Here is a 13,565-nt window from a genome sequence, read left to right as displayed (position 1 = left end):
CCCATGACCCTGCACACGCGAGGAACCACTGTGGAGAATGCGCGCCCCGACGCTGCCCTGAGTGGCGTCGAGTCCGGCATGCAGCAGGTCGACGCCCTGCTCGCAGAGGTCGTCCAGCACGAGGATCCCTTCATCGCCGAGGCCTCGGCCTACCTGATGGAGGCCGGCGGCAAGCGCTTCCGTCCGCAGCTCGCCCTGCTGGTCTCGGGGCTGGGGGACGGGCCCACCCCGGAGGTCGTGAAGGCCGCGGCCGCCGTGGAGCTGGTGCACCTGGCCTCGCTGTACCACGACGACGTGATGGACGATGCCGACCTGCGCCGTGGGGTGCCCAGCGCGAACGCCCGTTACGGCAACGCGACCTCGGTGGTGGTGGGGGACATGCTCTTCGGCAAGTCGTCGGCCCTCGTGGCGGAGCTGGGGCCCGAGGCCGTGCGTCTCCAGGCCGACACCTTCGTGCGCCTGTGCGCCGGGCAGATCCGTGACGAGCGGCCGGTTCCCGAGGGGGTGGACCCGGTGGACCACCTCCTGGGCGTGCTCGCCGACAAGACCGGTGCCCTCATCGCGGCGGCCGCGCGGTACGGGGCGCAGTTCTCCGGGTGCGACGCCGCCACCGTGGACCTCATGGGGGACTTCGGGGAGCGTCTGGGTCTGGTCTTCCAGCTGGCGGACGACCTGTTGGACGTCGCCTCCGATGCGGAGGACTCCGGCAAGACGCCGGGCACCGACCTGCGAGAGGGGAAGGCCACACTGCCGGTGCTGTTCGCGCGGCGGAGCACCGATGGGGCGAGCGCCCGCCTCCGGGAGCTGCTCGCCGGGCCGGTGGCCGAGGAGGACCTGGACGAGGCCGTGCAGCTGCTGCGTGCCCACCCCGGCCTGCAGGAGGCCCGCGAGTTCACCTTGGCCTACGCCCGTGACACCGAGGCGATGCTGGAGCCGCTCGGTGAGGGCCCGGTGCCCAACGCCCTGCGGGACCTGGTGCACGCCGTCGCCGACCGCGTGGCCTGAGCGGGGCGCCGAGGCCGGGGTGAGCCGCGGCACGCGGCCACGCTCACCGCATCGACACGCGCACCGCATCGTCACGTGCCCGATCGACACGCTCACCCCGTCGACACACTCGCCCCATCGACACAGCAGAGCGGCCCGCCCCGTGAGGGGAGCGGGCCGCTCTGGCGCGGGGAGGGTCAGCCGAAGAGCTGACCCACGCGGGTCTGGGCGTTGCCGAAGGCCGAACCGGAGGCCACACCGGTGTCGATGATCGGGCCGCCGGACTTCCGCTTCACCTCGACCACGGCCGGGCGCGGCTGGCGGTAGTCGTCGTAGGGGAAGACCGAGACCGGGTTGGCCGGGGAGGCGCCGTCGGCCTCGCCCGGGTGCTGCACGGCGATGAACACCGAGGTGCCGTCCGCGCCGATCCAGGGACCACAGCACTCGGCGGCGGCGGGGACGGAGAGGAACTGCTGCAGCTTGCCGCGGTCCTCACCCTCCACCGGCATGATGTACAGACCGTCGCAGTGACCCAGGCCGTCGGGCATGCCGTCGGTGGCCAGCCACAGGTTGCCCATCGCGTCGAAGGCCACGTTGTCCGGGCAGGAGATGGGGGCCACCTGGGACTTGTCGTAGCCCGCGAAGTAGGTGGTCGGGTCGGTGGGGTCACCGGCGATGAGCACCAGCATCCACGTGAACTCCTCGGCCGTGTGGTCGCCGCCGGCCTCGGCGAGCTCGATGACGTGGCCGTGCTTGTTCTCGGCGCGCGGGTTGGCCTCGTCGATCTCGGAGGGGGAGCGCTTGGAGTTGTTGGTCATGGCGGCGTAGATCTTGCCGTTGACCGGGTTGGGCTCCACGTCCTCGGGGCGGTCCATCTTGGTGGGGCCCACCTTGTCGGCGGCCATGCGGGTGAAGATGAGCACCTCGGCCACGGTCATGCCCTCGACGGCGCTCTTGCCGTCCTTCACCAGCGGGATCCAGGTGCCGGTGCCGTCGCAGACGCCGTCCTCGAAACCGTCACCGGTGAACGTGGCCACGTAGAGGTCGCCCTCGGAGAGCAGCGACATGTTGTGCTTCTTGTCGCCCTCCTTGTAGGTGCCGGCGGAGACGAACTTGTACATGTAGTCGTAGCGCTCGTCGTCGCCCATGTAGACCACGACCTTGCCGTTCTCGGCGATGACCGCGTTGCCGCCCTCGTGCTTGAAGCGACCCAGGGCGGTGTGCTTCACCGGGGTGGAGGTGGGGTCGGTGGGGTCGACCTCGACGATGTAGCCGAAGCGGTGGGACTCGTTGGGCTCGGCGGCCATGGAGAAGCGGTCGTCGACCTTCTCCCAGGCGAAGCGGCCCTCCTCGCCCATGCCGTAGCGCTCGATCTCCTCGGCCATCTCGGCCGGGGCGCCGGCGGAGGCGAAGTAGCCGTGCCAGTTCTCCTCGCCGGAGAGGATGGTGCCCCAGGGGGTCAGGCCACCGGCACAGTTGTTGTTCGTGCCCAGCACGACCGTGCCGGACGGGTCGGCCGAGGTCTTCATGAGCTCGTGGCCCGCGGCGGCGCCGGAGAGCGTGAACTCGGTGCCCATGTGGATGCGGCGGTTCAGCGGCGAGGACAGGTCGTGGGAGTAGAACTCCTTCTCGCTGCCGCGCCGCAGGCCCACGATGGTCAGGCCGTGCGCGGCCATCGTGACGCGGATCTGCTCGTCGGTGAGGTCCTCACCGTCGGCGGCGGACTGCCACATCAGCTCGGGGTTCACGTACTCGTTGTTGAAGCCCAGCACGGCGGTGTTCTCACCGGTGGGGATGACGGTCACGAAGTCGGCGTTGTAGCCCACCTGCTCCAGCTGGGCGGCCTCGGTCTGGTTCTCGAAGTCCAGGGCGGGGGCGCCGGAGCGGATGGGGTCACCCCAGGTGGAGATGGCCTCCCACTCGAAGCCGTCCGGCACACGGAGCTCGTCCACGTCGGCGGGGGTGGGGGCGATGGGGGTGAAGCCCAGCACGTCGGCGCCCTCGGCCCGCACGTTGGCGGCACGGGCGGACGGCATGTCCGCGGTGGCGGCAGCGGCGGCCGCCGCGAGGCCCAGGCTGCCGGCCACGAGCACCTGGCGGCGGCTGGCACCCTCGGCCACGACGTCGCCGAAGTAGGAGTTGTCCGAGGTGTTCGGGGTGGGCTGCGCGCACTGGTCGGCGCAGCGGTACTTGCAGGTCATGGACTGACGGCCACCGGTCAGGGGCTGGGTCAGCAGGGGCAGGAGGCGACGGCCTTCGTTGCGCATGGGGGTCTCCGCAGGGGTCTGGGTGGACGAGGGTGCTGGGCGTGGTGGGCCCGATTCGCGACCCTAGGGAGAGCACATGGCCCCACAGTGTGGGTTCGGTGAACGCCGGGTGACCGCTCCGTGACCGGCCGGTGACCTCCCGGCGGGCCCCGCGCCTGCCCCCACCGGCCCGCCCCGCCCCGGCTCAGGTGCCGGACACGCTGGTGGCGGCGCGCGCCAGCCGGTCGTGCCGGCGGCGCCTGCCGGCGGCGACGATGGTGTCCGTCATCAGCACCACCAGGGCCACCCACACGATGCCGAACCCGATCCACCGGCTCACGGGCATGGTCTCGCCCATGATGGTCACGCCCACCAGCAGCTGCAGGATGGGGGTGACGAACTGCAGCAGGCCGATGGTCACCAGCGTCACGCGCGAGGCCGCAGCCGCGAACAGCAGCAGCGGGATGGCCGTGGCGATGCCGGCCGAGGCCAGCCAGAGCATGTGGTCGATGCCGTGGCCGGTGAAGGTCTGGTGGGTCACCGTGGAGCCGGCCGGCGAGAGGGCGAGCCACACCAGGATGCCGACGGCCACCGGGAACAGGGCGATCGTCTCGGCGGTGAGGGAGTGCACGGCCGAGACCTTGCCTCCCACCTGCTTCTTGATGAGGCCGTAGGTGGCGAAGCTCAGCGCCAGCGCCAGGGAGATCCACGGCGGTTGGCCGTAGTCGATGGTCAGGTACACGGCGGCGACGCTGGCGATGGCGACGGCCACCCACTGCAGCGGGCGCAGCCGCTCGCGGAGCACGACCACCCCGATGATGACCGTGGCCAGCGGGTTCATGAAGTAGCCCAGCGCGGCCTCGGTGACGTGTCCAGTGGTCACGGCAGCCACGTAGATGGTCCAGTTGATGCCGATGGTCAGGCCCGCGGCCACCATGGTCACGGCGCGCTTGGCGGGCGTGAACAGCGAGCGCAGGGCGCCCAGCTGGCGCAGCGCCGTGAGCAGCACGAGGCAGAACAGCAACGACCACACCACGCGGTGGGCGAGGATCTCCCACGGTCCGGCGGGGGCCAGGGCCGCGAAGTACAGGGGGAAGGCCCCCCACAGCAGGTAGGCGCCGAAGCCGTAGGCCACACCCCACGGTGCGGGCGCGGGGGCGGTGGTCCCGGTTGGGTTCTGCGAGGTCATCGGACTCCTTCCGGGGAGGTGGCGCGCTCGCGCTGCTCCCGCCGCAGGTCCACCACGCTGATCGCCAGGGCGAGCGCCGCGATGGCCACGATGGTGAGGAGGGTGACGCGGACGGCGTCCGACCAGGAGTGGCCCGCGCCCAGCATCGCGAAGAGCACCCCCGGCACCAGGGCGGTGCCCACGGCCGTGCCCACGCGCTGCCCGAGCGACATCAGGCCGCCGGCCACGCCGCCCTGGCGCGAGTCCATGGCCTGCAGGGTCAGGGTGGTGTTGGGGCTGACCACACTGCCCTGACCGAGGCCGATGAGCACGGCGGCGAACGCGGCGGTCCACCACGGCAGGCGCCCGTCCTCGATGAAGGGGGTGAGGACGGCCAGGAGCAGCAGTGCACTGATCACCACGCAGAAGCCCCCGATGACGAGGCGTCGCCCCCAGCGCAGCACGCGCCGCCCGGCGAACTGGGCGGAGAGCCCCGCGGCCACCGAGGCGGGCAGCAGCACCAGGGCAGCGGCGAAGGCGCTGTGGCCCAGGTGCATCTGCATCCACAGGGGGATCACCAGGAAGATGCTGGTGGCGCCCAGGAAGTGGATGGACACCACCCCGATGCCGTTGCGGAAGGGCTCGCTGGAGAACATGCCCAGGTCCACCACCGGGGCCCGCCCTGCGGCGTGGTAGCGGCGTTCCCAGGCCAGGAAGGCCACCAGCAGCAGCGCCCCGAGCGCGAGCGGTGTCCACCCCAGCAGTCCGCTGCGGCGCTCCACGAAGGGGAACATCACGCACAGCACGGTCGCTCCCAGCAGCACGGTGCCCAGCGGGTCGAGATCCGGGCGGGCGCCCCGGGCGGCGCTGTCGTCGGGGAGCCAGCGCAGGCCGAGCACGACCGTGGCCACCCCCAGCGGCACGTTGAGCGCGAACATCCACCGCCAGCCCGCCTCCGACCCGAGCACCTGGATGAGGAAGCCCCCGAGCACCGGCCCGACGGCGGTGGCCAGGGCCACGGTGGTGGCCATGGTGGCGAAGGCCCGGGCGCGGGACTCGCCGGTGAAGTGCTTCTGGATGAGGCCGATCGTCTGCGGGTTGATGAGACCGGAGCCGAGGCCCTGGGCCACGCGCGAGACGTTCAGGAGCTCCGAGCTGGGAGCCAGTGCGGCACCCAGGGAGCCCAGGGAGAAGACCACCACGCCCAGCAGGAGCAGGCGTCGCCGGCCGATCAGGTCGCCCAGACGGCCGGCGGGCACCAGCAGCACCCCGAAGGCCAGGGCGTAGCCGGAGACCACCCACTGCAGCTGGGAGGTGGAGGCGTCCAGCGAGTCCCCGATGGGAGCGAGTGCCACGTTCACCACGGAGACGGCCACCAGCGCCATGAACAACGGCACCAGCAGGACGGCGAGGATCTTCCAGCCCGCGGTCTCGGTGGAGGGGGTGCGGGAGGGATCTGTCACCCGGTCAGTCTAGGTGTGATGTCCAGCCAGGTTGTTGAGCCTGGTGACGGGTGGGGCTCCGATCGCGGAGTGGACCCGGTGGTGATTGTAGAAGTGGATCCACCCTGGTAGGGCGTCGCGTCGTTCGGTCTCACTGGTGTAGAGCCGGGCGTAGGCCCAGCCGTCGGCCAGGGTGCGGTGGAAGCGTTCGATCTTCCCGTTGGTCTGCGGCCGATACGGGCGGGTCCGTCTGGGGGTGATCCCCAGGTCGGCGCAGGCCTGGCTCCAGGCGCCGGACCTGTAGGCCGAACCGTTGTCCGACAGCACCCGCTCGACCGTGACGCCACGGTCGGCGAACCACGCGACGGCCCGGCGCAGCACACCGATCGCGGTTTCCTTGCGTTCATCGGCGTGCACCTCGACGTAGGCGACCCGGGAGTGGTCATCGATCACGGTGTGCAGGTGCCCCACGCCCAGTCGTGGCTGGTGCCGGTGGTCGCGGGTGCCTTCCCGGTCCGACGTCGCCGCACGGTGCTTCAGGCCCCGCTGCCGGCCGACGAAGCGGTGCCCACCCCCGTCAGGGATCCGTCCGAACTTCGTGACGTCGACGTGGATCAGCGACCCGGGGTAGGGGTGCTCGTACCGGCGGACTGGTTCACCGGTGACCCGGTCGATGCGGGCCAGCCGGTTCAGCCGGCAGCGCACGAGCACGGCATGGACCGTGGAGGCTGGCATGCCCAGCTCGCCGGCGATCTGTACCGGGCCGAGCCGGCGTCGCCACCTGGCCTTCACGATCTTCTTCACCACTGCTGGTGGTGTCTTGGTCGGCATCACGTGGGGCCGGCTGGTGCGATCTGTCATCCCGGCCGGTCCCTCGTCCCGGTACCGGGCAGCCCATTTGCGGGCCGTGGGTGGTGAGACCAGGAACATCTTGGCTGCCACGGCCACCGGCCACCCCTCTTCGACGATGAGCTTGGCCAGCCGCATCCGAGCGCGTGGAGTCAGAGCGGCGTTAGCGTGGGACATGAAGGCCTCCTGGGTGCGCGAAGCGGTTCTTAGACAGCTCCACTCTCGCAACAGGAGGCCTTCACCTATCAGCGAGTCCCGCAACAACCTCCCTGGACATCACATCTAGGTGGTGGGACCGCTTCCACTCCCGGGGAGCCCCCGGCGGTCGGCCCGGAGCGGGGTGGGGGTGGGAGTGGGATTCACCACCCTTCGTCCCGGTTGCGCCCATGGCACAGGCCGATAGGTTGGAAGGGAAGCCCCTCACAGGGGAACGACCACGGCCCTCCGGGGCCGGACGAGGAGAACGGCATGATCAGCAAGGACCAGCTCCGAACGCTGCGTGACGGTGACCTGTACAGCGTCGACGGCGACAAGATCGGGTCGATCGAGGAGATCTACCTCGACGACCGCACCAACGAGCCGGAGTGGGCGACCGTGAACACGGGCCTGTTCGGCACCTCCCAGTCCTTCGTGCCGCTCGCCGGCGCGACGGTCACGGACGACGGCCTCACCGTGCAGTACTCCAAGGACCAGGTGAAGGACGCACCGCGCATCGACGCCGGTGAGCACCTGGGGGTCGAGCAGGAGCAGGAGCTCTACCGCTACTACGGCGTGGAGGGCCAGGGCGCCGAGGGCATCGCCACCGACCGCACCGACGCCACCGGCCGCACCGACGCCGCTGCCGCTGCGGGGACCGCGGGCGCTGCGGGCCACGTGGGTGACAGGGACCGTGACCTGGCTGACCGGGACCGTGACCGTGCCGACGTGGCCGACCGCGACGCCGACGGCACGATGGTGCGCCACGAGGAGCGCCTCAACGTCGGCACCGAGCGCCAGGAGACCGGCCGCGCCCGTCTGCGCAAGTACGTGGACGAGGAGGAGCAGACCGTCAGCGTGCCGGTCGAGACCGAGTCCGCCCACGTCGTGCGTCGTCCGGTGGACGGCGAGGCGACGACCGACGGCAAGGCCTTCCAGGAGGAGGAGGTCGAGGTGGGTCTCGAGAGCGAGCGCCCCGTCGTCTCCAAGGAGACCGTGGCCGTCGAGCAGGTGGGCCTCGAGAAGGAGCGCCACACCGAGAACGTCCAGGTCTCCGACTCCGTGCGCAGCGAGCGCATCGAGGTGGAGGGCGACGAGAACCTGCGCGACGGCGACCGTCGCGAGGGTGACCGTCGGGACGGCGACCGCCGCGCCTGAGTCGCGTTCCACGAGGAGCCCCCGCACCCCCCCCGGTGCGGGGGCTCCTTGGTGCCAGGGGGCGCATCGAGGGGTGCCGGGTGGCGCTTCCAGGATGGTCACGGAAACCCGAGCGCGCCGTCCTCAGGCAGCGGGGACCAGGGTGAGCACCCACACCGCCCAGGCCGCGCCCACCATCGAGGGGCCGAAGGGGATCTGCGTCGCCCGGGTGGCGCGACCGGCCGCCATCAGGGCCAGGGCCACGACCGCCCCCACGGCGAAGGCCCCCCAGGCGGCAAGCAGGAAGGGGCCCCAGCCCAGCCACCCGGTGAGGAGGCCGATGGACAGCGCCAGCTTGGCGTCTCCCAGGCCGATGCCACCGGCTGTCAGGAAGGACAGCACGCCGTAACCGAGGCAGAGCCCGACCGCCGCCAGGACCGCACGGCGGAGGTCGCCCCAGTGCCCCAGGTGCACGGCCACTGCCGTCAGCACGGCCAGGCAGAGGGCCGCTGACGGGAGCGTGAGGCGGTCGGGCAGCCGGTGGACGTCCAGGTCGATCGCCGCTGCCGTCACGGCGGCCACGACGGCCAGGGCCCCCAGCACCCCCAGGAGCATCACCGGCAGCGCTGGTCGCTCACCGTCCGCCGCGGCCTGCACGAGGGGCGCGGCGAGGCCGGCGGGGACGGCGACCCCCACCGCGGCCACCCAGGGGAGCCAGCCGAACCTGGGGACGGTGCCCGGGGGGTCGGTGGGTCGTCGGTGGGCGCCGGCCGCCAGCCGTCCCCGCAGGCGCCCGCTCAGGAGCAGGGTCAGGGTCCCCGTCACACAGGCGAGGAATGCGGAGGTCATCGGCATGCCCGCACCGTAGCGAGCCGCAGGCCCGGCTGCCGGCCGGCGTCCACAGGGCCGGCGCTACCCTGAGGCCCGTGACCCAGGTCCACCTCGGCCCCAGCCAGCACCGCCTGCGCGTGGTCGTCCTGCTCTCCGGAGCCGGATCGACCGCCCGGGCGGTGCTCGACGCAGCGTGCGAGGGGGCGCCCTTCGAGGTGGTCGCGGTGGTCTCCGACCGGCCGGCCGCAGGGCTGGACCAGGCTGCCACCCGGGGTCTGCCCACCGCCCTGGTGTCACCCGCCGACCACACGGACCGGGCTGCCTGGGACGAGGCACTGGCGCAGGTGGTGTCGGCACACCGGCCGGACCTGGTGCTCTCCGCGGGCTTCATGCGCATCCTGGGCCCGGCCTTCCTCGACCGCTGGGGTGGGCGGACGATCAACTGCCACCCGGCGCTTCTGCCCTCCTTCCCCGGTGCCCACGGCGTGCGTGATGCCCTCGCGCACGGTGTGGCAGTCACGGGGTGCACCCTCCACCTCGTCGATGCGGGGACCGACACCGGTCCGATCCTGGACCAGCGCGCGGTGCGCGTGGAGCCCGGTGACGACGAGGCCACCCTGCACGAACGCATCAAGGTCGCCGAGCGCGAGCTTTTGGTGACCACGCTCTCCCGCATCGCCACCGGCGGTGTGACCCTCCACGACCGAAAGGCCATCTGGGCATGACCCCCACCGACACCGTCCGGCCGATCCGCCGCGCCCTCCTCAGCGTCTATGACAAGACGGGCCTGGACGAGCTCGCCCGTGGCCTGGCCGACAACGGGGTGGAGATCGTCTCCTCCGGGGGCTCGGCAGCCCACCTGCGCGCGATCGGGGTGCCGGTGACCGCGGTGGAGGAGGTCACCGGCTTCCCGGAGTGCCTCGACGGAAGGGTGAAGACCCTGCACCCGGCCATCCACGCCGGCATCCTGGCCGACCGCACGCGCGAGGACCACAGCGCCCAGCTGGAGGACCTGGGGGTGTCCGGTTTCGACCTCGTGGTGGTGAACCTGTACCCCTTCGCGGAGACCGTCGCCTCGGGTGCCGACCGGGCGGCCGTCATCGAGAAGATCGACATCGGCGGGCCGTCCATGGTGCGCGGCGCCGCCAAGAACCATGCGAGCGTGGCCGTGGTGGTGGACCCCGCGTCCTACCCGCAGGTGCTCGATGCGGTGCGCTCCGGTGGGCTGGACCTCGCCGCCCGCCAGGAGCTGGCCACCCGCGCCTTCGCGCACACCGCCGCCTACGACGTGGCCGTGGCGACGTGGATGGCCGACCAGGGTGCGCAGCCCGCCGGCCTCTCGGCCGGCGCCGACCAGGGAGCCGAGCAGCCGCCGACCGCGCCGCAATTCCCCCAGGACCGCTCGGCGGCCTGGGAGCTGGCCGCCACGCTGCGCTACGGCGAGAACCCGCACCAGGCCGCAGCGCTGTACCGCGAGCCGCACGCCGGGGACGCCCCGATGGCGGGCGTGGCCGGGGCCACCCAGCTGCACGGCAAGGCGATGAGCTACAACAACTACGTCGACGCCGACGCCGCCTGGAGGGCCGCCCACGACCATGGCGACCAGCCCACCGTGGCCGTCGTCAAGCACGCCAACCCCTGCGGCATCGCCGTGGGGCCGGACATCGCCGTGGCGCACGAGCGGGCCCACGAGTGCGATCCCGTCAGCGCCTTCGGGGGCATCATCGCGGCCAACCGCGAGGTCACCGCCCAGATGGCCGAGACGGTGGCCGGCATCTTCACCGAGGTGGTGATCGCCCCCTCGTTCGCACCCGAGGCTCTCGAGAGGCTCCGTGCGAAGAAGAACATCCGGCTGCTCACCGCGGTCGCGCCCCCGCGCGAGGGACTGGAGCTGCGCCCCATCAGCGGCGGGCTGCTCGTGCAGCAGCGTGACCTGGTGGACGCGCCCGGGGACCGTGCCGGGACGTGGGAGCACGTGGCCGGTGACCCGGCCGACGAGGCGACGCTGGCCGACCTGCAGTTCGCCTGGCGGGCCGTGCGCGCCACCAAGTCCAACGCCATCCTCCTGGCGCGCGACGGGGCCAGCGTGGGCATCGGCATGGGGCAGGTGAACCGGGTGGACTCCTGCCAGCTGGCCGTCTCCCGCGCCGGGGCCGAGCGTGCCCGGGGTGCGGTGGCCGCCTCCGACGCCTTCTTCCCGTTCGCCGACGGGCTGCAGGTGCTGCTCGATGCGGGCGTGCGCGCCGTGGTGCAGCCCGGCGGGTCGATGCGGGACGAGGAGGTCATCGCAGCCGCCCGGGAGGCCGGCGTGACGATGTACCTCACCGGGACCCGCCACTTCGCCCACTGAGCGCACTGCACCCTCGGCGATCGTCCCGCCGAGGGTGCTGCGCGAGCGGCCGGCCCCGTGGGACGATGCACCCATGACGGCGCGGATCCTGGACGGGCGAGAGCAACTGCGACGCATCAAGGAGGAGCTCACCGGCCGTGTGGCCGCCCTCCTGGATGCCGGACACACCCCGGGGCTGGCGACGGTCCTGGTGGGGGAGGACCCGGGCAGCCAGTGGTACGTCGGGGCCAAGCACAAGGACTGCCAGCAGATCGGGCTGCCCAGCTACCGCCACGACCTGCCGGCGGACGCCACCCAGGAGCAGGTGGAGGAGCTGATCGACGAGCTCAACGCCGACGACCGCGTCACGAGCTTCCTGGTGCAGCAGCCCACCGGCCTGGACGAGTTCGCGCTGCTCTCACGGGTGGCCCCGCACAAGGACGTGGACGGCCTGCACCCGCACAACCTGGGGTCGCTGGTGCACGGGGTGGCCGCGCCGCGGGCCTGCACGCCGGCCGGCATCATCGAGCTGCTGCGGCGGCACGACGTGCCGCTGGCCGGCGCCGAGGTGGTGGTGGTCGGGCGCGGTCTGACCGTGGGTCGTCCGTTGGCGCTGATGCTCGCCCTGCGCGAGGTGAACGCGACCACCACCGTGGTGCACACCGCCACCCGTGACCTCCCCGACCACCTGCGCCGCGCGGACGTCATCGTGGCGGCCTCCGGTGTGCCGGGCATGATCACGGCCGACATGGTGCGCCCCGGCGCCGCGGTGCTGGACGTGGGTGTCTCGCGCGTGGACGGGAAGATCGTGGGCGACGTGGCGCCGGAGGTCAGCGAGGTGGCCGGCTGGATCAGTCCCAACCCCGGTGGGGTGGGCCCCATGACTCGCGCCATGCTGCTGCAGAACGTCGTGGAGGCCGCCGAGCGTGACGCGAACGCCTGAGACCCCACCGGGTGCTCCCGGGCGTTGGTCGGGGCCCCTGCGCGACAAGCGCGGACCGGCCATCCACCCCGGGGAGGGGCTGGCGGACCTGGCGCTGTGGTGGCTCCCGGCGGTGTGCCTCATGGCGGGACTGGCCCTGGTGTACCTGCACGAGGTGCGCTTCGGCATCGTGGTGATGGCCGTCGGGGCCGCGGGTGGTGCCCTGGCCCGCGCGGTCGTGCCGCGGCGGGTGGCCGGGGGACTGGCTCTGCGCAGCCGCGGGGTCGACGTGGCGATGTGGTCGCTCATGGCCCTGCTGCTGTGGGTGATGTCCCGCGCCATCGAGCTCTGAGTCGCATCCAGCGTCTCCCCTCGCAACACACGCGACGGCGGGCCGGCACCCTCCTGGGGTGCCGGCCCGCCGTGGCGCGGTGGGTCCTGCTCAGCCCTCGATGAGGCCCTTGGCGCGCACAGTGTCGCGCTCCTCGGAGAGCTCGGCGACGGTCTTGTCGATCATCTTCTGCGAGAACTCGTTGACCTCCAGACCCTGGACGATCTCGTACTCGCCGTCCTTCGTGGTCACCGGGAAGGACGAGATGAGGCCCTCGGGGACGCCGTAGGAGCCGTCGGAGCGGACCGCCATGGAGGTCCAGTTGCCCTCGGCGGTGCCAGTGAGCCAGGTGCGGGTGTGGTCGATGGTGGCCGAGGCCGCCGACGCGGCGGAGGACGACCCGCGGGCCTCGATGATGGCCGCGCCACGCTGGGACACCGTCGGGATGAAGTCGTTCTCCAGCCACTGCTGGTCGTCGACGACCTCCGCGGCGTTCCTGCCGTTGATGGTGGCGTGGAAGATGTCCGGGTACTGGGTGGCCGAGTGGTTGCCCCAGATGGTCATGCGCTGGATGTCCGTGGTGGACACACCGGCCTTGCGCGCCAGCTGCGCCAGGGCGCGGTTGTGGTCCAGGCGGGTGAGGGCCGAGAAGCGCTCGGTGGGGATGTCCGGCGCGTTGTTCATGGCGATCAGCGCGTTGGTGTTCGCGGGGTTGCCCGTGACGGTCACGCGGATGTCCTCGGCCGCGTTGTCGTTCAGCGCCTTGCCCTGGCCGGTGAAGATCTGGCCGTTGGCCTCCAGCAGGTCGGAGCGCTCCATGCCCTTCCCGCGGGGGCGGGCGCCCACCAGCAGGGCGACGTTGGCGCCATCGAAGATGGTGTTGGGGTCGTCACCGGTCTCGATGCCGGACAGCAGCGGGAAGGCGCTGTCCTCCAGCTCCATCACCACACCCTCCAGCGCCTCGAGGGCCGGGGTGATCTCCAGCAGGCGGAGCTGGACGGGGGTGTCGGGGCCGAGCAGCTCTCCCGACGCGATGCGGAAGAGCAGGGAATAGCCGATCTGACCGGCGGCGCCGGTCACGGCAACCTTGACGGGCTGGGTCACGAGAACCTCCTGGATGATGACGTGGAT

The 13,565-nt window shown here is 72.0% G+C and carries 12 protein-coding genes; 6 read left to right on the top strand and 6 right to left on the bottom strand.

Going from position 1 to position 13,565, the window contains the following annotated elements; genetic code table 11:
* Positions 1–30: 30 nt before the first annotated feature.
* Positions 31–1,005, top strand: a complete 975-nt coding sequence (locus ACEY2A_RS06800) for a polyprenyl synthetase family protein (protein WP_374927844.1) — start codon at positions 31–33, stop codon at positions 1,003–1,005.
* Between the two features lie 176 nt (positions 1,006–1,181).
* Here the strand turns inward: ACEY2A_RS06800 and ACEY2A_RS06795 are convergent, their stop codons facing one another.
* The 4 genes from ACEY2A_RS06795 to ACEY2A_RS06780 form a co-directional block, all read right to left on the bottom strand.
* Positions 1,182–3,251 (bottom strand): PhoX family phosphatase, encoded by a 2,070-nt coding sequence (locus ACEY2A_RS06795; RefSeq protein WP_374927843.1) that lies wholly within the window; start codon positions 3,249–3,251, stop codon positions 1,182–1,184.
* Between the two features lie 184 nt (positions 3,252–3,435).
* The gene (rarD, locus tag ACEY2A_RS06790) at positions 3,436–4,419 is read right to left on the bottom strand and encodes an EamA family transporter RarD (RefSeq protein ID WP_374927842.1); all 984 of its coding nucleotides are present in this window, start codon (positions 4,417–4,419) and stop codon (positions 3,436–3,438) included.
* Positions 4,416–5,861: an MFS transporter gene (locus ACEY2A_RS06785; RefSeq protein WP_374927841.1), complete on the bottom strand. Its 1,446-nt coding sequence runs from the start codon at positions 5,859–5,861 to the stop codon at positions 4,416–4,418. The genes rarD and ACEY2A_RS06785 overlap by 4 nt, the downstream gene beginning before the upstream one ends.
* Before the next feature lie 9 nt (positions 5,862–5,870).
* Positions 5,871–6,866, bottom strand: a complete 996-nt coding sequence (locus ACEY2A_RS06780; protein WP_374927840.1) for an IS481 family transposase — start codon at positions 6,864–6,866, stop codon at positions 5,871–5,873.
* A gap of 291 nt (positions 6,867–7,157) precedes the next feature.
* Here ACEY2A_RS06780 and ACEY2A_RS06775 point away from each other — a divergent pair, with 291 nt between their 5' ends.
* Entirely contained in the window at positions 7,158–8,042 is an 885-nt protein-coding gene (locus ACEY2A_RS06775) for a DUF2382 domain-containing protein (RefSeq protein WP_374927839.1), read from the top strand.
* A gap of 123 nt (positions 8,043–8,165) precedes the next feature.
* Here ACEY2A_RS06775 and ACEY2A_RS06770 read toward each other — a convergent pair whose 3' ends face one another.
* The gene (locus ACEY2A_RS06770; RefSeq protein WP_374927838.1) at positions 8,166–8,876 is read right to left on the bottom strand and encodes a prepilin peptidase; all 711 of its coding nucleotides are present in this window, start codon (positions 8,874–8,876) and stop codon (positions 8,166–8,168) included.
* Between the two features lie 71 nt (positions 8,877–8,947).
* On the opposite strand from ACEY2A_RS06770, the gene purN reads away from it, so the two are divergent.
* From purN to ACEY2A_RS06750, 4 genes are all read left to right on the top strand, one after another.
* Positions 8,948–9,577: a phosphoribosylglycinamide formyltransferase gene (gene purN, locus ACEY2A_RS06765; protein ID WP_374927837.1), complete on the top strand. Its 630-nt coding sequence runs from the start codon at positions 8,948–8,950 to the stop codon at positions 9,575–9,577.
* Complete coding sequence (purH, locus tag ACEY2A_RS06760; protein ID WP_374927836.1) at positions 9,574–11,202, top strand: bifunctional phosphoribosylaminoimidazolecarboxamide formyltransferase/IMP cyclohydrolase; 1,629 nt, start codon at positions 9,574–9,576, stop codon at positions 11,200–11,202. The genes purN and purH overlap by 4 nt, the downstream gene beginning before the upstream one ends.
* Positions 11,203–11,275: 73 nt before the next feature.
* The gene (locus tag ACEY2A_RS06755; protein WP_374927835.1) at positions 11,276–12,124 is read left to right on the top strand and encodes a bifunctional methylenetetrahydrofolate dehydrogenase/methenyltetrahydrofolate cyclohydrolase; all 849 of its coding nucleotides are present in this window, start codon (positions 11,276–11,278) and stop codon (positions 12,122–12,124) included.
* Positions 12,108–12,455 carry a DUF3017 domain-containing protein gene (locus tag ACEY2A_RS06750; RefSeq protein ID WP_374927834.1) on the top strand — a complete coding sequence of 116 codons (348 nt, stop codon included), beginning with the start codon at positions 12,108–12,110 and terminating at the stop codon, positions 12,453–12,455. The genes ACEY2A_RS06755 and ACEY2A_RS06750 overlap by 17 nt, the downstream gene beginning before the upstream one ends.
* Before the next feature lie 90 nt (positions 12,456–12,545).
* On the opposite strand, the gene ACEY2A_RS06745 is transcribed toward ACEY2A_RS06750, so the two are convergent.
* Positions 12,546–13,538, bottom strand: coding sequence for a malate dehydrogenase (locus tag ACEY2A_RS06745; protein WP_374927833.1), 993 nt, complete (start codon positions 13,536–13,538; stop codon positions 12,546–12,548).
* Between the last annotated feature and the right edge of the window lie 27 nt (positions 13,539–13,565).

Source organism: Kytococcus sedentarius (assembly GCF_041937525.1).
Taxonomy (GTDB): domain Bacteria; phylum Actinomycetota; class Actinomycetes; order Actinomycetales; family Dermatophilaceae; genus Kytococcus; species Kytococcus sedentarius_A.
The sequence above is the reverse complement of the archived record's forward strand: the minus strand, read 5'-3'. Positions and strand labels throughout refer to the sequence as shown.